This window comes from Sandarakinorhabdus sp. (assembly GCF_040398665.1).
Taxonomy (GTDB): Bacteria; Pseudomonadota; Alphaproteobacteria; order Sphingomonadales; family Sphingomonadaceae; genus Sandarakinorhabdus.
In genome coordinates this window covers 16,645-36,762 of sequence record NZ_JBBATQ010000016.1, presented here as the reverse complement: position 1 = coordinate 36,762, position 20,118 = coordinate 16,645, and the positions used below count along the sequence as shown (strand labels likewise).

17 protein-coding genes are annotated in these 20,118 nt (G+C 66.2%); 6 read left to right on the top strand and 11 right to left on the bottom strand.

Going from position 1 to position 20,118, the window contains the following annotated elements:
- Positions 1–30: 30 nt before the first annotated feature.
- On the bottom strand, positions 31–1,974 hold the full coding sequence (locus tag ABWP22_RS15485; protein WP_353200892.1) for a TonB-dependent receptor domain-containing protein: 1,944 nt from the start codon (positions 1,972–1,974) through the stop codon (positions 31–33).
- Between the two features lie 88 nt (positions 1,975–2,062).
- On the bottom strand, positions 2,063–3,451 hold the full coding sequence (gene ahcY / locus ABWP22_RS15480; protein WP_353200891.1) for an adenosylhomocysteinase: 1,389 nt from the start codon (positions 3,449–3,451) through the stop codon (positions 2,063–2,065).
- Positions 3,452–3,547: 96 nt separating this feature from the next.
- Between ahcY and ABWP22_RS15475 the strand changes: the two genes are divergently transcribed.
- On the top strand, positions 3,548–3,784 hold the full coding sequence (locus tag ABWP22_RS15475; protein WP_353200890.1) for a hypothetical protein: 237 nt from the start codon (positions 3,548–3,550) through the stop codon (positions 3,782–3,784).
- On the top strand, positions 3,754–5,847 hold the full coding sequence (locus ABWP22_RS15470) for a prolyl oligopeptidase family serine peptidase (protein WP_353200889.1): 2,094 nt from the start codon (positions 3,754–3,756) through the stop codon (positions 5,845–5,847). Before ABWP22_RS15475 ends, ABWP22_RS15470 begins: the two co-directional genes overlap by 31 nt.
- A gap of 7 nt (positions 5,848–5,854) precedes the next feature.
- On the opposite strand, the gene ABWP22_RS15465 is transcribed toward ABWP22_RS15470, so the two are convergent.
- Genes ABWP22_RS15465 through ABWP22_RS15445 form a run of 5 tightly spaced genes read right to left on the bottom strand, consistent with a single transcriptional unit; the run spans position 5,855 to position 11,571 of the window.
- The gene (locus ABWP22_RS15465) at positions 5,855–6,229 is read right to left on the bottom strand and encodes a YbaN family protein (protein ID WP_353200888.1); all 375 of its coding nucleotides are present in this window, start codon (positions 6,227–6,229) and stop codon (positions 5,855–5,857) included.
- Between the two features lie 53 nt (positions 6,230–6,282).
- Entirely contained in the window at positions 6,283–8,406 is a 2,124-nt protein-coding gene (locus tag ABWP22_RS15460) for a glycosyltransferase (protein WP_353200887.1), read from the bottom strand.
- Positions 8,407–8,431: 25 nt separating this feature from the next.
- Positions 8,432–9,619, bottom strand: coding sequence for an HlyD family secretion protein (locus tag ABWP22_RS15455; RefSeq protein ID WP_353200886.1), 1,188 nt, complete (start codon positions 9,617–9,619; stop codon positions 8,432–8,434).
- Between the two features lie 42 nt (positions 9,620–9,661).
- A complete protein-coding gene (gene hisN / locus ABWP22_RS15450) occupies positions 9,662–10,435 on the bottom strand; it encodes a histidinol-phosphatase (RefSeq protein WP_353200885.1) in 774 nt (257 codons plus the stop codon).
- On the bottom strand, positions 10,432–11,571 hold the full coding sequence (locus ABWP22_RS15445; protein ID WP_353200884.1) for a CaiB/BaiF CoA transferase family protein: 1,140 nt from the start codon (positions 11,569–11,571) through the stop codon (positions 10,432–10,434). Before ABWP22_RS15445 ends, hisN begins: the two co-directional genes overlap by 4 nt.
- Before the next feature lie 86 nt (positions 11,572–11,657).
- Between ABWP22_RS15445 and ABWP22_RS15440 the strand changes: the two genes are divergently transcribed.
- Genes ABWP22_RS15440 through ABWP22_RS15430 form a run of 3 tightly spaced genes read left to right on the top strand, consistent with a single transcriptional unit; the run spans position 11,658 to position 15,354 of the window.
- Positions 11,658–13,865 carry a transferrin receptor-like dimerization domain-containing protein gene (locus ABWP22_RS15440; RefSeq protein WP_353200883.1) on the top strand — a complete coding sequence of 736 codons (2,208 nt, stop codon included), beginning with the start codon at positions 11,658–11,660 and terminating at the stop codon, positions 13,863–13,865.
- Positions 13,862–14,782: an alpha/beta fold hydrolase gene (locus ABWP22_RS15435; protein ID WP_353200882.1), complete on the top strand. Its 921-nt coding sequence runs from the start codon at positions 13,862–13,864 to the stop codon at positions 14,780–14,782. The genes ABWP22_RS15440 and ABWP22_RS15435 overlap by 4 nt, the downstream gene beginning before the upstream one ends.
- Positions 14,779–15,354, top strand: coding sequence for a glutathione S-transferase N-terminal domain-containing protein (locus ABWP22_RS15430; protein WP_353200881.1), 576 nt, complete (start codon positions 14,779–14,781; stop codon positions 15,352–15,354). Before ABWP22_RS15435 ends, ABWP22_RS15430 begins: the two co-directional genes overlap by 4 nt.
- A 16-nt stretch (positions 15,355–15,370) precedes the next feature.
- On the opposite strand, the gene ABWP22_RS15425 is transcribed toward ABWP22_RS15430, so the two are convergent.
- The 4 genes from ABWP22_RS15425 to ABWP22_RS15410 are packed head-to-tail and all read right to left on the bottom strand — an operon-like array spanning position 15,371 to position 17,965.
- The gene (locus ABWP22_RS15425) at positions 15,371–15,790 is read right to left on the bottom strand and encodes a type II toxin-antitoxin system VapC family toxin (protein WP_353200880.1); all 420 of its coding nucleotides are present in this window, start codon (positions 15,788–15,790) and stop codon (positions 15,371–15,373) included.
- Complete coding sequence (locus ABWP22_RS15420; protein ID WP_353200879.1) at positions 15,787–16,047, bottom strand: type II toxin-antitoxin system Phd/YefM family antitoxin; 261 nt, start codon at positions 16,045–16,047, stop codon at positions 15,787–15,789. The genes ABWP22_RS15425 and ABWP22_RS15420 overlap by 4 nt, the downstream gene beginning before the upstream one ends.
- A 41-nt stretch (positions 16,048–16,088) precedes the next feature.
- The gene (locus tag ABWP22_RS15415) at positions 16,089–16,496 is read right to left on the bottom strand and encodes a GFA family protein (protein ID WP_353200878.1); all 408 of its coding nucleotides are present in this window, start codon (positions 16,494–16,496) and stop codon (positions 16,089–16,091) included.
- Positions 16,493–17,965 carry a coniferyl aldehyde dehydrogenase gene (locus ABWP22_RS15410; protein WP_353200877.1) on the bottom strand — a complete coding sequence of 491 codons (1,473 nt, stop codon included), beginning with the start codon at positions 17,963–17,965 and terminating at the stop codon, positions 16,493–16,495. Before ABWP22_RS15410 ends, ABWP22_RS15415 begins: the two co-directional genes overlap by 4 nt.
- A 311-nt stretch (positions 17,966–18,276) precedes the next feature.
- Between ABWP22_RS15410 and ABWP22_RS15405 the strand changes: the two genes are divergently transcribed.
- Positions 18,277–20,004, top strand: a complete 1,728-nt coding sequence (locus ABWP22_RS15405; RefSeq protein WP_353200876.1) for a class I adenylate-forming enzyme family protein — start codon at positions 18,277–18,279, stop codon at positions 20,002–20,004.
- The last annotated feature ends 114 nt before the right edge of the window (positions 20,005–20,118 follow it).

The window sequence follows — 20,118 nt, the reverse complement described above, 5'->3', positions numbered from 1 at the left end:
CCAGCCGGTAAACTGCGCAGGGGCCGTGTTTCAGAGATCGACCGTGACATAGGCCAGCGCGGAGCGACCCCAAACCGGGAGATAAGCCCCCGCCCCGAACAGTTCAAAGCCCTGCACATCGCCGATGTTTTCGATCTGCACCCGCAGCATGGCGGCTTTGCCGGCCAGATTGAAGCGGTAGCGCCCACCGATGTCCACGAATGTCCGCGCCGGAATGGCCACCTGATTGGACACGGTGGCGACCTGGCTGCTGGTGTGGAACAGGCTGGCGTCAAACGAGAGCCCGGCGGCCCAGGGTGGCCGCCAATCGGCGCTGGCCGAATAGGTTTCGCGGATGGTACCCACCGGTGCCCGGCCGACGCCGGGCAAATTGGCAGTGACGCGCGGCCGCAGTTGTACCGTGCCGCCGACCACGGTCAGATTGCGGGTGACCGGCCCGCTCAGCGACGCCTCGATGCCGCGCTGGCGCACTTCGCCCAATTCGCGGAAGCGATTGCCGGCATCGAGGTTGAAATAGGGCTTGGCCACTTCGAACAGGCCGGCGACCAGGCGCATGTCGCCAACCGGATTCCAGCGCAGGCCGGCGTCGAATTGGCGGGTGCGGATGGCCGGCTGGGCTGCGTTGCGATTGGCGGCCTGTTCCGGCGCGACGCCGGATTCCTCCAGCCCGGTGACATAGCCGCCATAGGCCGCCAGCGTGCCGCTGATCACCACGGCGACGTTGGCGTTGAACAGCAGGGGCTGTGTGCGCGTGACGATCGGGACGGCACCGGGCAGGCCGATGCGCTTGTCATAATCGGTGCGCTGGACTCCAATCGACAGCTCGCCAACGCCGTCCCATTTGCCCTCATAACCGGCAGCCAGCGTCCATTGCCGGAAACGGTCGCGCTCCTGCGCGCCGAAAGCGACCTGCGGCTGCGGCGTGGTGATGCGCCGGTCCAATCTGGTCGGCCCCAGATCGACAACGGGGGCACCGCCAAAACGCCGCTGCGCATCGCGGCCGCGAAACGCGAAATGCAACTGGTGGATGCGCGCCCCGACCTGCCACCGCTTCGTCAGCCGCGCCTCGCCGCTGGTCGATCCGAACAGCAGCGGCGGATCGACGATCACCTGCGCTCGCGCCGAACCATCGGGCTGCACATCCACAAGCAGGTTGGTATAATCCTCGAAATACTTGATCGACGATCGGAACAGGCCGGCCTTGAATCCCCAGCCGCTGCCCAGATCGGCGTCGGCAACCATGCCGGCATTCAACTCGGTTTCGCGGGTCCGCTGCCAGGCCGGGCCAGTCCAGAAGTTGCGCGGAAACGGCGGCGGCAGTGTCTCGCCGGCCGGCACAATGATGGTCGCGGCTTCGTGGAACGGTGTGTAGGTCAGGCTGATGAACGGCACGATCTCGATGCCGGGCGCCGGCCGCCAGCGCGCGATGGCAGCGCCTTCATAATAATAATCGCGGGTGCCATCGCCCATATGCTCGTGGGCGATCTGCCCGCCCAGCCCCAGGCTGAGCCCGCCCGTGACAGGCAGTGCGACATCGGCCTCGATGATGCGCGAGCCCCAGGTGTCGACATTGGCCAGCACGCTGGCTGCGGCCGTGTCACCGGGTACGCGCAGGCCGAGATCGACCACCCCGGTCGGGCTGGGGAAGGGCGAGCCGAGCACGGTCGGCCCGACGCGGATCACGGTGGAACCGCTGATGCGATCGGATGGGAAAAACACCGGATCGAAATAGAGGCCGGCGATACGGACATTGCCGGCCACGCGTGGTGAGAAGCCGCGCACGTCGCTGTCGGAATAGAGCCCGACCTCTTCCTGGCCGATCACCGTGCCGAAGGCATCGCCGGCCTGGCGCACGGCATTCTCACCCGCCCGGTTGCCGGCGGCGGTAAGCGGCAGTGGCTGCGTTTCCTGTCCGGTCGCTGCCGATGCGGCCAACAGCACAAGTCCGGCAGCGGCGGGCAGATGCGGGATCATCGTCGCTCTCCAAAAAGCAGCAAGGCCCGCATCGATGACCGACGCGGGCCTTGCCGTCACCCGGATAGCGGCGAATTGGCTGCCGCCATCAGTAGCGGTAATGATCCGGCTTGAACGGACCGGTATCGCCGACGCCGATGTAAGCGGCCTGCTTTTCGGAAAGCGTGGTCAGCTTCACGCCGAGCTTTTCGAGGTGCAGGCGCGCAACCTTCTCGTCGAGATGCTTGGGCAGCACATAGACCTTGTTTTCGTACGCCGCGCCGCGCGTCCACAATTCGATCTGGGCCAGCACCTGGTTGGTGAAGCTGGCCGACATCACGAAGCTGGGGTGGCCGGTGGCGCAGCCCAGATTGACCAGGCGACCCTTGGCCAGCACGATGATCTGGTTGCCATCGGGGAATTCGACGATATCGGTGCCGGGCTTCACTTCGGTCCACTTGTAGTTGGACAGGGCGGAAATCTGGATCTCGCTGTCGAAGTGGCCGATGTTGCAGACGATGCTGTTGGGGCGCATCGCCATCATGTGCTCGGCAGTGATGACGTCCATGTTGCCGGTCGCGGTGACAAAGATGTCGGCGCGCTGCACCGCTTCGTCCATGGTGACGACTTCAAAGCCTTCCATCGCGGCCTGCAACGCGCAGATCGGATCGATTTCGGTGACCATCACGCGGGCGCCGCCGTTGCGCAGCGACTGGGCACTGCCCTTGCCGACATCGCCGAAGCCGGCAACGCAGGCGACCTTGCCGGCCAGCATCACATCGGTGGCGCGGCGGATGGCATCGACCAGCGATTCCTTGCAGCCATAAAGATTGTCGAACTTGGATTTGGTGACGCTGTCGTTCACGTTGATCGCCGGGAACGGCAGTTCGCCCTTCTTGGCGATTTCATAGAGGCGATGGACGCCCGTGGTGGTTTCCTCCGACACGCCCTTCAGATTCTTGACCGTTTCGGTCAGATAACCCGGACGCGCCTTGATGAAGGCCTTGAGCGCGCGCTGGAATTCAACTTCTTCCTCGTTCTCCGGCTCGCCCATCGTCTGCCCGGCTTCGAGCTTGGCGCCCCACAGCGCGAACATCGTGGCGTCACCGCCATCGTCGAGGATGATGTTGGCGGTGGTGTCGCCCCAGTCGAAGATGTGGCCGACATAGTCCCAGTAATCCGCCAGGCTCTCGCCCTTGATCGCATAGGTCGGGATGCCAGCGGCCACCATCGCGGCGGCTGCATGATCCTGGGTGGAAAAGATGTTGCACGTGGCCCAGCGCAATTCTGCACCCAGAGCGACCAATGTTTCCATCAACACGGCTGTCTGGATTGTCATGTGCAGCGAGCCGACAATGCGCGCACCCTTCAGCGGTTGGGCCGCGCCGAATTCGCTGCGCAGCGCCATCAGGCCGGGCATTTCGGTTTCGGCAATGTTGATTTCGCGGCGGCCGAAGTCGGCGAGGCTGATGTCGGCAATGGCGTAATCGTGGGCCATGATCGGGCTCCTGCAATCGGTTTGGAAGACGCGATCCCCCTAAGCGTCGCCGCCTCACAGAGCAAGCATAAAGACTGCTTTATATGATTTGGCAATGTGGCCCTGCCGCCGGGCTCAGGTCGCCAGTGCGCCGCGCAGGAAATCGATGCCCGCGCACAGCTTGGGCGGCAGCAGCGAGCGGCGCGAATAGAGCAACCAGACGCGGCCGATCGCCTGCGGGCGGCAAAACAAGCCGGTGATTTGACCGCACAGGCACCGCGCCGCTACACCATGACGATGCTGTTTCTGGAAAAGGTCTACCCATGCAACGTCTGCTTCTCGTGGCTGCGCTGATGAGCGCTGCTGTCGTGTCTGCCGCCCCGATTGCCTATCCCGCCACGGAACGTGGCCCGGAGGTGGAGGCCCGCCATGGCATCAGCGTGCCCGATCCGTATCGCTGGCTGGAAAATGACGTGCGCACCGACACCAAGGTGGCGGCGTGGGTGGACGCGCAGAACCAGGTGACGGGCACCTATCTGGCGACCTTGCCCAAGCGCGATGCGATCCGGGCACGGCTGACCGAACTGTATAACTACGAACGCTTCGGCATTCCGCGCGTGAAGGGCGGGGTGCAGTTCTTTGCCCGCAACAGCGGCCTGCAGAACCAGTCCGTGCTGTATGTGCAGGCGCCGGGCGCAGAGCCCCGCGTGCTGATCGATCCCAACCCGTGGGCCAAGGACGGCGCGACGGCGCTGGCCGAATGGGAGCCATCGGCGGACGGCAAATATCTCCTCTATGCCGTGCAGGATGGCGGCACCGATTGGCGCACGCTGAAGCTGCGCGACGTGGCGACGGGTGCGGACCTGCCGGACGTGATCGAGTGGGTGAAATCCAGCGCGCTGGCCTGGCGCAAGGACGGGTCCGGATTCTATTATTCGCGGTTCCCGGAACAGGCCGGGCCGAAATATCTGGGCGTCAGCCTCAACCAGAAATTGTTTTTCCATCGGCTTGGCACGCCGCAGGCTCAGGATGTGCTGGTGTATGAAACGCCCGCCCATCCCAAGCGTGGCCATTTCGGTGCGGTCACCGATGATGGTCGCTGGCTGATCATCATCACGTCCGAAGGCACCGACAGCCGGTATGAAGTGCATGTCGCCGATATCACCAAGGGTGAAGCGCCCCGCGCGCTGGTGACCGGGCTGGATCATGATTGGTCGCTGGCCGGCAGCCGCGGCGACACGCTGTATTTCCGCACCAACAAGGATGCCCCCAAGGGCCGCGTTGTTGCCATGAATGCCCTCACCGGCGCGATCACGCCGCTGATCGCCGAAGGTGCTGCGACGCTTACCGGTGCCAGCCTGGTTGGCAGTCGGCTGCTCGCCGAAACGCTGGAGGACGCCAAGTCGGTGGTCCGCAGCCACGAGCTGGATGGCAAGCCGGTGGGCGTGGTGCCGTTGCCCGGCATCGGCACGGCCGGCGGCTTTGAATCGTCGGCCGATGGTGTGACGCATTTCGCCTTCGCCAGCTTTGCGACGCCGGGGTCGATCTGGCGCTATGACGCGGCGACCAACACGGCGACGGTGCTGCGCCAGGCCAAGGTGGCGTTCAATCCGGCTGACTATGCGGTCAGCCAGATATTCTATGCGTCCAAGGATGGCACACGGGTGCCGATGTTCGTGGCGCACCGCAAGGATCTCGACATGAGCAAGTCGCATCCGGCGCTGCTTTATGCCTATGGCGGCTTCGATATCAGCCAGACGCCGCAGTTCAGCGTGTCGCGGCTGGTGTGGATGGAAATGGGCGGGGTGTTCGCGCTGGCCAACATCCGCGGCGGCGGCGAATATGGCGCGGCCTGGCACGATGGCGGCCGCCTGCTGAAGAAGCAGAATGTCTTCGACGATTTCATCGCGGCGGGCGAAGCGCTGATCGCCAACGGCCTGACCAGCAAGGCCCAGCTCGCCATCCAGGGCGGATCGAACGGCGGCCTGCTCGTCGGCGCCGTCACCAACCAGCGTCCCGATCTGTTTGCCGCCGCGCTGCCGGCGGTCGGCGTGATGGACATGCTGCGCTATGCCAACTGGACGGCCGGGCGCTATTGGGTCGATGATTATGGCGACATGACCAAGCCGGACTATTTCCGCTATAATCTGACCTACAGCCCTTACCACAATATCCGCAGCGGCAAGGACTATCCGGCGGTGCTGGCCACCACGGCCGACACCGATGACCGGGTGGTGCCGGGCCACAGCTTCAAATATGCCGCTGCGCTGCAGGCCGCCCAGGCCGGCGACAAACCGCACCTGATCCGCATCGAAACCCGCGCCGGCCATGGCAGTGGCAAACCGACGGACAAGATCATCGCCGAAGCTGCCGATCTATGGGCCTTTGCCGGTTACTGGACCGGCCTAACGAAATAGGTTGCGCTTACGTCAGTGGCTTCCGGGGCCCATTCGGGCGGGTGGCGATGAACAGCGCGGTGGCCGGCAGGATCAGCGCCTGGATCAGGATCACCCGCTGCGGCGCGCCCATCGCCACCGATAGGCCGAGCACGCCGGCCATCGACAACAGGGCCAGCAGCTTGGCGCGCGGTGAAATGGCGCGGTGGCGCTGCCAGTTGGCGATCAACGGCCCGAACAGGCGGTGGCCGAGCAGCCAATCGTGCAGGCGTGGGGACGAGCGGGCAAAGCAATAGGCCGCCAGCAGCACGAACGGCGTTGTCGGCAGCAACGGCAGCACGACGCCGGCGATGCCAAGTGCCAGCGACGCCAGGCCGATCAGGAGCCAGAGGGAACGGAACATGCCCCTCTTGTATCAGTGCCGCGGCTTGTTGCCAGTCATTCTCCCAGTCTGTCTCAACCCGCACTGGCACGGGCCGGCGTCGTTGCGCTGCCGCGACGGGGGGGCAGCACCAGCGTGACCTTGGCCAGCCGGGTTTCGTCGGGCACAGGCCGGATGGCGGCGCTGCCGGCCGGTGCGGCGGGCAGGCGCATGTCGGCGGTGACGATGCGCAGCAGCATGGCGCGGGTGGCCTGCCACATCGGCATGCTGTGGCTGCTGGTATTGAGCCCGGCGGTGAATAGCTGCACGATCAGGCGGTCGCGCGCCGTGCTGTCGGTGTCATCGAAGGCAATGCCGATGCGCCCCCCATGGCTGCGCGCCACCCGGCCATCGATACTGCCCACACCGCGCAGCCGCACCCGCACCGGTTCCCCAACCGTAACGCCGCCGCCCACCGCGCCGATTTCGGCCAGCGCGATGCCTGACACCGAAATGTCCAGCCCCCGGGTGATGGTGGCATGGCGGGCGTCACGCCGCCACACCGCCACCTGATCATCAAGGGCAAAGCGCTCCTCGGCACGCAGCGCCGGGCGCCCCAGGCACAACATGGCGGCCAGGAACAGCACGACGATGTTGATCAGCCCCCAGAACGCCACCATGGGCACCAGCGCGCCCTGCGCCACGATGCGGGTATCCGGGATGGCATTGATCACCAGGCCGGTCAGCGTGGCGATCATCAACGTGGCGCAGGCCAGGAAGATGCCGCGCTGATAGCCACCAGCCGTCGCATCCGATCCCTTGGGCGTGACCTTGAAGGCGTGGCCGTGCGGTTTGAACAGCGTCTTGATGATCACCGGCAGCAGCCGAAAGCTCTGGAAGGTGCCAAGTACCTGTGCGGCGATCGGGAAATAGCGGCCGCCGCCCAACAACACGATGCCGCCAACCTGCGCCACCACCATCGGCACCAGAAAGAAGATGGCGCTCTGCGCCGTCACGCCGACCAGCGGCGGCACATCGAAGAACAGGAAGATGAGCGGCGAGACCACCGACAGGATCATCATCAGGGCCTGGGACAGCCACGCGGTCGGCAGGAAGAACAGGCGATGGCGCAGGTCATGCCCCGGCCCCAGCGGACCGGATTTGAGGAACAGGATCTGCGTCGCGCCCTGCGCCCAGCGCGCCCGTTGCACGAAGAAGGCCTCTAGGCTTTCCGGCGCCAGACCAAAGGCCAAAGGCTCGTTCAGATAGCGGGTGACATAGTTCTTCTGCAGCAGGGCAAGGCTGAGCAGCATGTCTTCGGTGATCGAGCCCGCCGGCAGGCCGCCGCCGATGGCATCGATCGCGGCGCGGCGGGTGATGCTGTTCGATCCGCAGCAGAAAGCGGCATCCCAACCGTCGCGGCCCGGCATGATCGCTTCAAAGAAGAAGCGCTGATCATCCGGCAGCGCCTCGCGCAGCGCCAGATTCTGCTGGAGCGGATCGTGATTGTAAAAACTGTGTGGCACTTGCACGATGCCGATGGCGGGGTCGTCGAAAAAGCCCATGGTGCGGCGCAGGAATCCGCGCTGTGGCACGAAATCGGCATCGAACACCGCGACGAATGGTGCGCTGGTGACGCTGAGCGCGTGGTTGATGTTGCCGGCCTTGGCATGAAGATTGTCCGGTCTTGTGATGTAACCGGCGCCTTTGGCCTGACAATAGTCGCGCAGCCAGGCGCGGCGGCCATCATCGGCCACCCACACGTTGAGATTGGGCCAATCCAGCGCCAGCGCGCCAAGGATGGTCTTTTCCAGCACTTCGATCGGTTCATTGTAGGTGGCGATGATCAGATCCACCGACGACAATTGCTGCGGCGGACAGGCCGCCAGCCGCGCCTCCCCGGCGTCGGCTTCGGCGCTGCGGTTGGTGCGCCGGGCCAGGCCGGCAAACAATATGGCGGCATCAAACAGGCCGAACAGTTCGACGCCCAGGCAGAGCAGCGCAAAGCCCAGGCCGAACCAGCCGGCATCCCACGGAATGGTGCTGGTGATGCGCCAGTACAGATAGGCCCCGACCACGCCCACCACCGCCACCACGATACCGCCGCGGGTGCGCAGCCGGTTCAGCCCGAACATCGGGGCCAGCAACAGTCCGGCAATGGTCAGCAGCAAGGGCGCCGCCACCAGCAGGGCCGGCGCGGTATCGAGCGCAGGCAGCATCAGCCTGCGCCCCGAACAAACCTGCTCACCACCGCGGGAAGCGGACTTCGGCCAGCCGGCCGACGTCGCAGCGCCGCGCCAGACTGGCCGGCGGCGGCAAGGACACCAGCACGCTCAGGTCCCGTGCCGCCTTGTCCGGGTTGGCGGCCAGCATGGCGCCGTCGCGGCGGGCAGCAGCGCCCACGGTGGAGGCGACCTGCCCGTTCAGCCAGGCGTCACTGCCGATCAGCCGCACCGCGACCCGCGTGCCCGGCATGATGGCCTCCATGCGCCGTTCGGGCAGCGCGACCTCGACATAGCGGCGGTTGCAATCCGCCAACTCGATCAGGCTGGCACCGGGGGCAACCGTGGTGCCTTTGGGCGCTGGCTGCGACCACACCACGGTGCCGGCCGGTAGCTGCGCATCGAACGCACTGGCCCGTGCCAGACGCTCGGTTTCGGCGGCGACCTGAATGGCGAGCTGCGCCAGCCGCGAATCGGCATCGGCCACGACATTTTCCAGTTCCTGCCGGCGCAGCAGCAACCGGTCGCGCTGCTGATCGCCATAGGGCGCGTCCATCGCCGCGCCGGCCAGATAGAGGCCGTGGCCCGCAGCCTTTGTCTCGATGGCCAGCGCATCGGCCTGATCCCCCAGTGCGGCGCAGCGAAATTGCGCCGCCGATGCCACCGCGCGCACCCGGTCGCGCTGGGTGAAGGTGGCGAAACGTTGCTGCGCCAGCACTTCGACCCGTTCGCGTTGCAGGGCGGCTTCGGCGGCTTCGGCCTGGCAGCCGGCCAGCGCCTCGCGGGCGGCGGCGGTGGTGGCCGCCAGCCGGGCACTGGCGGCGCGGCCGAACCGCGCCGATCGGCTGGCGAGGCGGGCATCGGCTGTCTCGATCTCCGCAATCTGCCGGCGGGCCAGATCGCGCGCCGAAATCAGCGCCGCCTGCTGGCCCTTCAATGCCGCGAGCGGCCCGGTATCGAGGATGCGCGCCGTCACCAGCCGGGCGGTGCGGGTGGCGGCAATCGCCGTGCCGGGCGGCGGCAGATCGGCTGCGACGATGCCGGGGATCGGTGAAGCCATGCGGATGATCGGCGCGTTCACATAGGCTTCCCCGCCGACTTCACTGGTGACATAGGGCGCAAACGCCCACAGGCCGAGCGCGGCCATGCCGGTGGCCAGCGCGAGGCGCAGGCGGTTGGAACGAATGAGGGTTTCGATGCGGCCGGCCATGTCATCTCCTTGCCCGGGTTAACGGGCGGCGGAGGCATGGATTTATGCGATCAATTGCGCTGCAATCGCTGCGGCCAGCGCCGCATCGCCGGCGGCGATCACGCGGCCGCCATCGTCCTGGCCCTGGCGCAGCGGTGCCCCACGCCAATCGGTCATCACGCCGCCGGCACCCTGCACGATCGGTACCAGCGCCGCCCAATCGTGCAGCTTCAGTCCGGCTTCGATCACCGCATCCAGATGCCCGGCGGCGACCAGGCCATAATTGTGGCAATCACCGCCATAGAGCGTGTCGGCCGCCCGGGCACGCACGGTTTCGAAGCGAGCAAAATTGGCAGCGTCAAACGCCTGCGGGCTGGTGGTGCCCAGTCGGGCGCTGGCCAGATCGGCGCAGCGGCGCACATGCACACGCTGGCCGTTCAGGGTGGTGGGATGATCCGGCCCGGCCAGCCAGCGATCGCCGATGATGCATTGATCGATCACACCCAGCACCGGATCGCCGCCGTGCATCAAGCCGATCAGCGTGCCGAACAGCGGCCGGCCGGCGACGAAGGCGCGGGTGCCGTCGATGGGATCGAGCACCCAAACGCGCTCGGCATCCGGGCGGTCATCGCCATATTCCTCCCCGATCACGCCATCATCGGGGCGATATTCGGCGAGCAGGCGGCGAATGGCGGCTTCGGCCTCGCGGTCGGCGGCGGTCACCGGCGAGAAATCCGCCTTGGTCTCCACCAGGAATGGCCGGCGGAACCACGGCCTTATGGCAGCGCCAGCGGCATCGGCCAGGCGCTGGGCGAGCGTGAGATCGTCCAGCGTCACAGGCCGAGCTCCTTCAGGATGGCGGCGCGATCCCCGTCCAGTGCCGGTGCCGGCGCGCGGGTGGCGGGATCGGCGTGGGCAGACAGTTTCACCGGATTGCCGGCGGCAATCAGCGGCGTGCCATCGGGCAGGGCGGTCTGTACCACCATGTTGCGCGCCTGCACCTGCCGGTTGGCCAGCGCCTGGCCGATATTGTTCAGCGGGCCGCAAGGGACGCCGGCCGATTCGAGCACCGGCAGCCAGTCTGCGACGCTGCGGGTTTGCAGCACGGATTCAAGCACATCGGCCAGTGCATCGGCGTTGCGGCTGCGCGCATCATTGCTGGCAAAGCGCGGATCGTCGCCCGGCAGCGCCAGCGCCCGGCACAGCGCGACGAACAATTGATCATTGCCCGCGGCAATCACGATCGGCGCGTCGGCGCATTGATAGGCGGCGAACGGCGTGATGCTGGGGTGGCGCGCACCCAGCGGCCCCGGTGATTCGCCGGTGGCGGCATAGCGCGCGATGGCATTTTCCAGGATGGCGATCTGGCCATCGAGCATCGCCACATCGACGAACTGGCCCACACCCGTAGTCGTTCGGTCGTGCACGGCGGACAAGATGCCGATCACCGTGAACAGGCCGGCGGTGATGTCGCCGATGCTGGTGCCCACCCGCACCGGCGGCCCGCCCGGCCAACCGGTGACGCTCATGATGCCGCCCATCGCCTGCACCACCATGTCATAGGCGGCCTTTTGCGCATCCGGCCCGGTGTGGCCAAAGCCCGATGTGGCCGCATGGATCAGCCGCGGAAAGCGCGCGTGCAGCGCATCCCAGCCATAGCCCAGCCGCGCCATCACGCCGGGGCGGTAATTGTCCACCAGCACGTCGGCCTTGCCGAGCAGCGCTTCGAATACGGCGCGGTCGGCCGGTGCCTTCAGATCGAGCGCAATCGATTGCTTGCCGCGGTTGATGCTGGCGAAATAGGCGCTGTGGCCGCCCATGAACGGGCCATAGGCGCGGGCGTCATCGCCGCCATCGGGGCGCTCCACCTTGATGACGCGCGCACCCAGATCGGCCAGCACCATGGTGGCATAGGGGCCGGCCAGCACCCGCGACAGATCGATGATGAGGAGGTCGGAAAGTGGGCCTGTCATTTTATCTCCCTAGCCGTGTTTTTCCCCCTCGTCACCGCCCCGGCAGCGGCGCTAGACATTGCGACAGGAATGAGGGGAATTTTTCGATGCGCATCCTGTTGGCCGCCCTTTTGCTGGGCACTGCCGCGACAGCTCAAACAGCAACAACCCAAGAAGCCGCGCTGGATGCGCAGATCAGCAGCGCCGACCAGATGGCCTGGCTGAAATCCCTGTCGGCCGGTCCCAACCATCTCGGCAGCCCGCACAACCAGGCCAATGCCGCGACAATCGAGAAGATGTTCCGCGACTGGGGCTGGCAGGTGAAGCGCGCCGATTATCAGGTGCTCTATCCCACCCCGGTGTCCACCGCGCTGGAACTGGTCGGCCCGGTGGCGAAAAAGCTCGGCGGGCAGGAGCCGGGTATCCCGCAGGACGCAACGTCGAATGCGCTGGCTGGCGCGTTGCCGCCCTATGTCGCCTATCAGGGTGATGGCGATGTGACGGCGCCGGTCGTCTATGTGAACTATGGCCTGCCCGCCGATTACGAGGCGCTGGCCCGGCGCGGCATTTCGGTGAAGGGCAAGATCGTCCTCGCGCGCTATGGCGGCGGCTGGCGCGGGCTGAAGCCCAAATTGGCGCAGGAAGCCGGCGCCATCGGCTGCCTGATCTATTCCGATCCGCAGCAGGATGGCTATGGCAGCGCCGACACTTACCCGAACGGCGGCGGCCGCCCGCCGGCTGGCGTGCAGCGCGGCAGCGTCGTCGACATGACGACCTATCCCGGCGATCCGCTCACCCCCGGCGTGGCGGCGACCAAGGACGCCAAGCGGCTGACCCGCGAAACCGCGCCCACCGTGCTGAAGATCCCGACGCTGCCGATCTCCTATGCCGACGCGACCGAGATCCTCAGCCGGCTGACGGGCGCGCCGGTGCCGAATGACTGGCGTGGCGGCCTGCCGTTCCACTACCGCTTTGGCGGCAGCGATGATGTGAAGCTGCATCTGAAGGTCGAATCCGAATGGTCGCTGAAGACCATTTCCAACGTCATTGCCACGCTGCCCGGCTCGTCCAAAAAGGACGAATGGGTGGTGCGCGGCAACCATTATGACGGCTGGGTGTTCGGCGCATCCGATCCGCTGTCGGGGGAAGTGGCGCTGCTCAGTGAAGCCAAGGCGCTGGGTGCGCTGTGGAAATCCGGCTGGCGGCCCAAGCGCAGCATTGTTTATGCGAGCTGGGACGGCGAGGAGCCGGGCCTGCTCGGTTCGACCGAATGGGTGGAACAGAATATCGCCGATCTGCGCAGCAAGGCCGTGGTCTATATCAACAGCGACAGCAATGGCCGCGGCTATCTGGGTGCCGATGGCAGCGCCCAGTTCACGTCGCTGATCGGCAAGATCGCTGCCGATGTGAAGGACCCGCAGACTGGCGCCAGCGTCGCCGAACGTTGGCGGGCCGGGGCACGGGCCAGGGCGTTCGAGGGCCAGCGCGGCAATGCGGCGGCGCTCGCCGCGGCGGAAGCCGGCGCTGATCAACCGATGGACGCGCTCGGTTCGGGCAGCGATTATACCGCCTTCATCCACCATGCCGGTGTGTCGTCGATCAACATCGGTTTTGGCGGCGAAGGGGAAAGCGCAGGATCCTACCACTCCATCTACGACAGCTATGATCATTTCGTGCGCTGGGATGATCCTGGCCTCGCCTATGGTGCTGCCTTGTCCAAGGTGGCGAGCCGGCTGGTGCTGCGGCTGGCCGATGCAGAGGCGCTGCCGGTGCGCTTTGCCCCGGTGGCCAGTGCAGCGCGCAGCTATCTGGGTGAGATCAAGTCGCTGATCGACACCCGCCGCAAGGAAGATGAGAAGCGCGCCGGCTTGACCGGTGACATGTACCGGCTGGGCAGCGATCCGCGCGACCCGATCGGCCCGCCGCTGGCCAAGGCGCCGACGCCGGCGCTTGATCTGGCGGTGCTCGATGCCGCAATCACCAAACTGGATGCTGCCGCCAAGGGCTTCGATGCCGCCATCGCCGCCAAGGGCGACAGACTGACCGCAGCGCAGACCACGGCGCTCAATGCCCGGCTGCGCGACATCGAACAGACGCTGCTCAGCCCATCGGGCCTGCCGTTCCGGCCGTGGTTCCGCAACATCCTCTATGCCCCTGGCCGCTTCACCGGCTATGGTTCCAAGACGTTGCCGGGCGTGCGCGAGGCCGTGGAGGAGCGGCGGTTCGACGATGCCACCCGCGAAGCCGGCATCGCCGCCAAGGCATTGAGCGATTATGCGGATCGGCTGGATGCCGCGACGGCGCTGCTGAAATGAGGCTGCTGCTGGCCCTGTTGTTGGCGGCAACGCCGGTGTCGGCGCAGCGGTTGCGACCGGCTGATGTCGACAAATTGCCGTCATCGCCGGCCACCGTCACGCAGGCCTATGGCAGCGCACCGACGCAGGTCGGCGATTTGCGGTTGCCCGACAGCAAGGCCTTTGGCCCCGGCCCCTACCCGGTGGTGATCGTCATCCACGGCGGCTGTTGGTGGAAAGGCTTTGCCACCAGGCAGAACACCGCGGCCCTGGCCAGTCGGCTGACAGAGCGCGGTTTCGCGACCTGGAACATCGACTATCGCCAGGTTGGCGAAACTGGGCCGGATGGCAAGTACAGCGGCGATCCGGGCGCCGGCTGGCCGGGCACGTTCCAGGATTGGGCAGCGGCGACCGACCATCTGCGCGACCTTGCCAAGCATTATCCCATCGATCTGGCCCGCGTTGCCGTCACCGGCCACAGCGCCGGCGCGCATGCCGCGCTGTGGGTGGCCGGCCGGCAGAAATTGCCCAGGGACAGCGAGATTGCCAGTCTGGATCCGCTGAAGATCGGTGCTGTCGTGGCCATCGACGGGCCGGGCGATCCAGCCAGCGAACTGACGCTGTTCGAAGAGGCGTGCGGCGTGCCCGCCGGCTCGGCCTTGTTCGGCGGTACGCCCGCGGCGCAGCCCAAACGCTGGGCCGAAGGCTCGCCGCAATCCCGCCTGCCGTTGGGCGTGCCATCGGGGTTGATTTCGGCCAGCCTGTTCCTGTCGCCCACCGCCGCGACCAAATGGATCAGCCAGGCGCGCGCCGGGAAGGACAAGTCCAGCGCGCTGATCCTGGGCGGCACCGGCCATTTCGAGGTGATCGCGCCGGGGAGCCCGGTGTGGCCGCAGGTCGAGGCGTTTCTGGTCGAACAACTGAAAGTGTCCCCATGAAATTGCTGGCGTCGCTCACCTCACCCTATGCCCGCAAGTTGCGGATACTGGCGCAGGGGCTGGGCATCGATCTGCCGTTCGTTGAAACCATGCCGATGAGCGATCCGGCCGCGCTGCTGGCCGCCAATCCGCTCGGCAAGGTGCCGGCGCTGGTGCTGGACGATGGCAGCGCCCTCATCGATTCGCCGGTGATCGCGGCCTGGTTGCTGGCGTCCGTGCCCGGCCAGACGCTGCTGCCCATCGCCGGCGCCGATCATTGGCAGGCGCGCAGCACCGAGGCGCTCGCCGATGGCGTGCTGGATGCCGCGATCATCCTGCGCTTCAACATGGCGCAGGGCATCACCTCGGGCCCGTGGGTGGACCGCCAATACAGCGCCATCACGCGCGCGCTGACCGTGATGAATGGGCGGGTTGGCGGCAGCGCGTTCGGCGACATCTGCATCGCGGTCGCCTGCGATTATCTCACGTTCCGCTTCCCGGCGCTCGATTGGCGCACCCACAATCCGGCGCTGGTGGCATTGACCGACCGGCTGCTGGCCACGCCGGCGTTTGTGGCGACGCAGCCGGCGTGATCAGCCGTCTGGCGGTTCAACCGGGCAGATCGGCCATCGCCAGACCGAGCTGACGCCCAGCCTCCGCCATGCCGCGATCAAGCGTCGCGGTTTGCAACCCGGCGCGGCGGGCTATGGCAAGGTGCAGGGCGTCGCCGCCGCGCAACAGCAGTGTTTCCTGCCCGGCCCAACCGGCGGCGAGATCGTAATCACCGGGTTCGATGGTCAGCACCAGCCACGGCCCGGTCCCCAGATCGTAAAGCGCCTGGGGCAGGCGACTGCGCCGCAAACTGCCGCCCCTGACCTTTGCGGCCAGCGCGCCCGCGGCTTCCGTCCGCGTCCATTGGCTGATCCACAAATTGCCTTCGCCTTGTTCGGCAAGCCATCCGGCATAAAGCAAGGATTGCGCCTCGCCCGCCAGAACGCGAACCACCACCGATGTGTCGAGGTAGATCAATAGGGCTGGCTCTTGCGCCAGCTTTCCACAAAGGAACCGCCATCAGCTTCGGCAAGTTCAGGTTGGTGGGCAAGATCGTCACGCAGGCGGGCCTTCAGGGCCTCCCAGTCGAACGGCGCCTGCTTTTCAGGGGGGGCGATGACACGCAGTTCGATCACCGGCTTGCCGCGCCGGGCGAGGCGGATGATTTCCCCCTTTTCGGCGCGTTCGACAAGTTCCGACAAGCGCGGTTTGGCAGCGGCGATATTGATATCCATGACCGAAAACATGGACCAAGTTGATCCAACTTGCAACTATGTTATCCATCCCGCCCGCGCGGCAACCGTGTTGCGCCGTCGGGCACAGCGACCCACGGATGCCGCCGTTCCTCAAACACGCTGCGCAGCGGCGGCGGGGTGGTGGGATCGGCGAACAGGCCGGCGGGGATGGCGATCAGGCCGGGATTGATGGTGACGGTGAAGCAGATGGTGCTGCCGCAATTGGGGCAGAAGCGATTGGCAAGTTCGCGGCCCTTGTCGCTGATGTGCATATAGTCGCGCGTCTCGCCGCTGATCGTCACGTCGGCTTCCATCAGCCACACGGCCATGCCGAACGGTGACCCGCTGCGGCGCTGGCAACTGGCGCAATGGCACATGTTCACGGCCGCCGGCTGGCTGGCGAGATGCACTTGCACCGCGCCGCACAGGCAGTGGCCGTCGGGCGTCACCGCTTCAATTCCCGCGCCAGTGCCTTGGTCGTCTTCACGCCATAGGGCGGCTTGAACCCGGCCAGCCCGGCCAGATCGAGCTTGGGCTGGCTGTAGATGGCCTTGGGATGGCTGAATGCCTTGAAGCCATCCGCCCCATGGTAATTCCCCATCCCGGCCGGGCCGATGCCGCCGAACGGCAGGTCTTCGGCCGAAACGTGGAAGATCACGTCGTTCACCGTCACGCCACCCGAAATGGTGCGGTCGAGCACGCGGCGCTGTTCGCCGTCATCCTCGCCGAACCAGTACAGGCCCAGCGGCCGGTCGCGGCGGTTCACTTCGTCGATGGCGCCATCGGTGGTCTTGTAGGTGCGCACCGGCAGCAGCGGCCCGAAGATTTCCTCCTGCATCACCGTCATCTCGTCGGTGGCGCCGCGGATGATGTGCAGCGGCATCTTGTTGGTGTTCTGCTTGGAGAAATCTTCATTGCCCGGGTTGACCACCACCACATCGGCGCCCTTGGCGCGGGCATCGGCGACATGCGCTTCCAGCCGCTCGCGGTGGCGGGCGCCCAAAACGCTGGTGTAATCCGGGTTGGCCAGCATCGTCGGGTACAGGCGCGCCGTGGCGGCCTTCAGGCCTTCGACGATCTCGCCTTCCTTTTCCTCGGGCACCATCAGATAATCCGGTGCGAGGCAGATCTGGCCGGCGTTCATCAACTTGCCCATCGCCACCCGCTCGGTGGCGCGCGCCACATCGGCGCTGCGGCTGATGATGGTCGGCGATTTTCCGCCCAGCTCCAGCGTGAGCGGCACCAGATTGCGCGCCGCCGCCGCCATCACATGGCGGGCGACGCTGGTCGCGCCGGTGAACACCAGATGGTCGAACGGCAGATCGGAAAAGGCGCGGCCCACTTCCGGCCCGCCGGTGATCACGGCGATTTCGGTCTGATCAAACGCGGCTTCGAGGATTTCCTTCATCAATGCCGAGGTCAACGGCGTATATTCGGAAGGCTTGATCATCGCCCGGTTGCCGGCGGCCAGCACACCGGCCAGCGGCGCGAAGGTCAGGTTCACCGGGAAATTCCACGGGGAAATGATGCCGATGACGCCCTTGGGCTGAAATTCCACCCGGGCTTTCGCGCCGAGCAGCCCAAGCGGGAAATCCAGTTTGCGCTTCTCCGGCTTCATCCAGTCATCGAGGTGCTTCAGCGCATGCTTGATCGGCTTCACGCTGGCCATGATGTCGGTGACCAGGCTGAGTTCGGTGGAGCGGTGGCCGAAATCCTCGCTCATCGCCGCCGCCAGCCGATCCTTGTGGGTCAGCACGACATCCAATGCGCGGTTGAGGCGGTCTTTGCGCGTGGCGGCGGTGATGGGCAGTTCGGCGGTGAAGCTGGCGCGCTGGGCATCCAGAACGGCGCGCATGCTGGCGGCGTCGCGGGCATCCCATTGCGCAGTCTGGGCAGCAGTGCGGGCGGTGGTGGCCATGGTCATCCTTTCGATCAAATCCGGTTCAGCCTAGGCGCTCGCCCCGATTTCGCCAAGCCTGCCGAATCAGGGTTGGACACGGGCAGCAGTTTTGACGCTTTGGACGAATTCTCACGGATTCGGCCTTGTTTTTGCTTGTTTTCCTTGTTTTTGCGCTGCTTTTGCCATGCGCATGCCCTGCCAGCGCCTGTCATGCCATGATCCGCCGCCTGTAGGACAGTCCCGGCATGTGCGCCCTTTCGTCAGGCTGGCGCGCTGCCCGGCTTTGCGGCATCGTGCCGCAAAACAACAAATATCCTGGGGATGATCCGATGACCAGTTGGCCAGCCATGACCATTGCGCAGGCGCATGACCTGCTCACCGCGCCGGGCGCACCGTTCGAGATGGATTCGGTGCCCATCGGTGGCCGGCCGACGCGGGTGTGGAAGAACGCGCCGCCATCGCTGGCGCATTGTTTCGCCGCCGGGCGCGCGCATGGCGACAAGATCTTCGTCGTGCTCGATGAGGAGCGGGTGACCTATGAAGCCTTCGCGCGCGCCACGCTGGCGCTGGCCGAACGCTTGCGGGCCGATGGCCTGACCAAGGGCGACCGGGTCGCGGTGGTGATGCGCAACCTGCCGGAATGGCCGGTGGCCTTTTATGCCGCCAGCCTGTGCGGTGCCATCGTCACGCCGCTCAACGCCTGGTGGACCGGTCCGGAACTGGAATATGGCCTGACCGACAGCGGCACCAAGATCCTGCTGATCGATGCCGAACGCTACAACCGGATTTCCGAACATCTGCCGGCCTGCCCCGCCCTGGAACGCATCTATGTGACACGCGCCAGCGAGCAGGAATTGGGCGATCCGCGCACGGTGCGGCTGGAAAGCGTGGTCGGGCGGCCGATGAGCTGGGCGCAGTTGCCCGATCGTGCCATCCCGGAAGAGGCGCTGACGCTGCAACCGGAAGACGACGCGACGATCTTCTACACCAGCGGCACCACCGGCAAGCCCAAGGGCGCTTTGGGCACGCACCGCAACATCTGCTGCAACATCATGGCGTCGGGTTGTTCACAGGCGCGCAGCATCCTGCGCCGCGGGGAGGCCTTGCCGGCGCCGGACCCGACGGCGCCGCAAAAGGCAACCTTGCTGTCCGTGCCGTTCTTCCACGCCACCGGCTGCCACGCCGTGCTCAATCCGGCGCTGGTCGGCGGCGTGAAGCTGGTGCTGATGCGCAAATGGGATGTGCTTGAAGCCATGCGGCTGATCGAGGGCGAGCGGATCAGCTCGGCCGGCGGCGTGCCGACCATCGCCTGGCAGATCTTGGAACACCCCGATCGCCACAAATTTGATCTGTCGAGCCTGGAGACGGTCTCCTATGGCGGTGCGCCGTCGGCACCCGAACTCGTCCGCCAGATCGCTGGCCAGTTCAAGGCCAAGCCCGGCAACGGCTGGGGCATGACCGAAACCAGCGCCACCTTCACCCACCACATGGCCGAGGATTATGAGAATCGCCCCGACAGTTGCGGCCCGGCCGTGCCGGTGTGCGATCTGCAAGTGCGCGACCCAGATGGCAATGTGCTGCCACCGGGCAGCGTGGGTGAGCTGTACGGCTATGGCCCCAATGTGGTGAAGCTCTACTGGAACAAGCCCGAAGCCACCGCCGCGACCTTCATCGACGGCTGGGTGCGCACCGGCGATCTGGCGCGCATCGATGAAGACGGCTTCTGCTTCATCATCGACCGCGCCAAGGACATGCTGATCCGCGGCGGCGAGAATATCTATTGCGTGGAGGTGGAAAACGCCCTGTACGAACACCCCGCCGTGATGGACGCCGCGCTGGTCGGCCGCCCGCACAAATCGCTGGGCGAGGAACCCGTGGCGTTCGTGACATTGGCCGCCGGCGCGACCGCCAGCGAAGCCGACCTGCGCGCCTTCGTGGCGGCGCGGCAGGCGGCGTTCAAGGTGCCGGTGGCGGTGCATTTCATGGATGAACCGCTGCCGCGCAACGCCAATGGCAAGATCCTGAAGACGGAGCTGAAGAAGCTGCTGGCGGGGTGAGGATGCAGGCCAGCCCTCCCCAGGCCTTCGCCGGGGCAGGCTTGCCTTCGCTCGCCACCGCCCCTCGAAAGGGAGGAACAAATGGCTCCTCCCTTTCGAGGGGCGATGGCGAGC

Coding starts and splice junctions, on each gene's coding strand:
- ABWP22_RS15485 (WP_353200892.1), bottom strand. CDS start 1,974: ATGATCCCGCATCTGCCCGCCGCTGCCGGACTTGTGCTGTTGGCCGCA.
- ABWP22_RS15430 (WP_353200881.1), top strand. CDS start 14,779: ATGAAATTGCTGGCGTCGCTCACCTCACCCTATGCCCGCAAGTTGCGG.
- ABWP22_RS15460 (WP_353200887.1), bottom strand. CDS start 8,406: ATGCTGCCTGCGCTCGATACCGCGCCGGCCCTGCTGGTGGCGGCGCCC.
- ABWP22_RS15420 (WP_353200879.1), bottom strand. CDS start 16,047: ATGGATATCAATATCGCCGCTGCCAAACCGCGCTTGTCGGAACTTGTC.
- ABWP22_RS15435 (WP_353200882.1), top strand. CDS start 13,862: ATGAGGCTGCTGCTGGCCCTGTTGTTGGCGGCAACGCCGGTGTCGGCG.
- ABWP22_RS15440 (WP_353200883.1), top strand. CDS start 11,658: ATGCGCATCCTGTTGGCCGCCCTTTTGCTGGGCACTGCCGCGACAGCT.
- ahcY (WP_353200891.1), bottom strand. CDS start 3,451: ATGGCCCACGATTACGCCATTGCCGACATCAGCCTCGCCGACTTCGGC.
- ABWP22_RS15465 (WP_353200888.1), bottom strand. CDS start 6,229: ATGTTCCGTTCCCTCTGGCTCCTGATCGGCCTGGCGTCGCTGGCACTT.
- ABWP22_RS15405 (WP_353200876.1), top strand. CDS start 18,277: ATGACCAGTTGGCCAGCCATGACCATTGCGCAGGCGCATGACCTGCTC.
- ABWP22_RS15455 (WP_353200886.1), bottom strand. CDS start 9,619: ATGGCCGGCCGCATCGAAACCCTCATTCGTTCCAACCGCCTGCGCCTC.
- ABWP22_RS15445 (WP_353200884.1), bottom strand. CDS start 11,571: ATGACAGGCCCACTTTCCGACCTCCTCATCATCGATCTGTCGCGGGTG.
- ABWP22_RS15410 (WP_353200877.1), bottom strand. CDS start 17,965: ATGGCCACCACCGCCCGCACTGCTGCCCAGACTGCGCAATGGGATGCC.
- ABWP22_RS15470 (WP_353200889.1), top strand. CDS start 3,754: ATGCAACGTCTGCTTCTCGTGGCTGCGCTGATGAGCGCTGCTGTCGTG.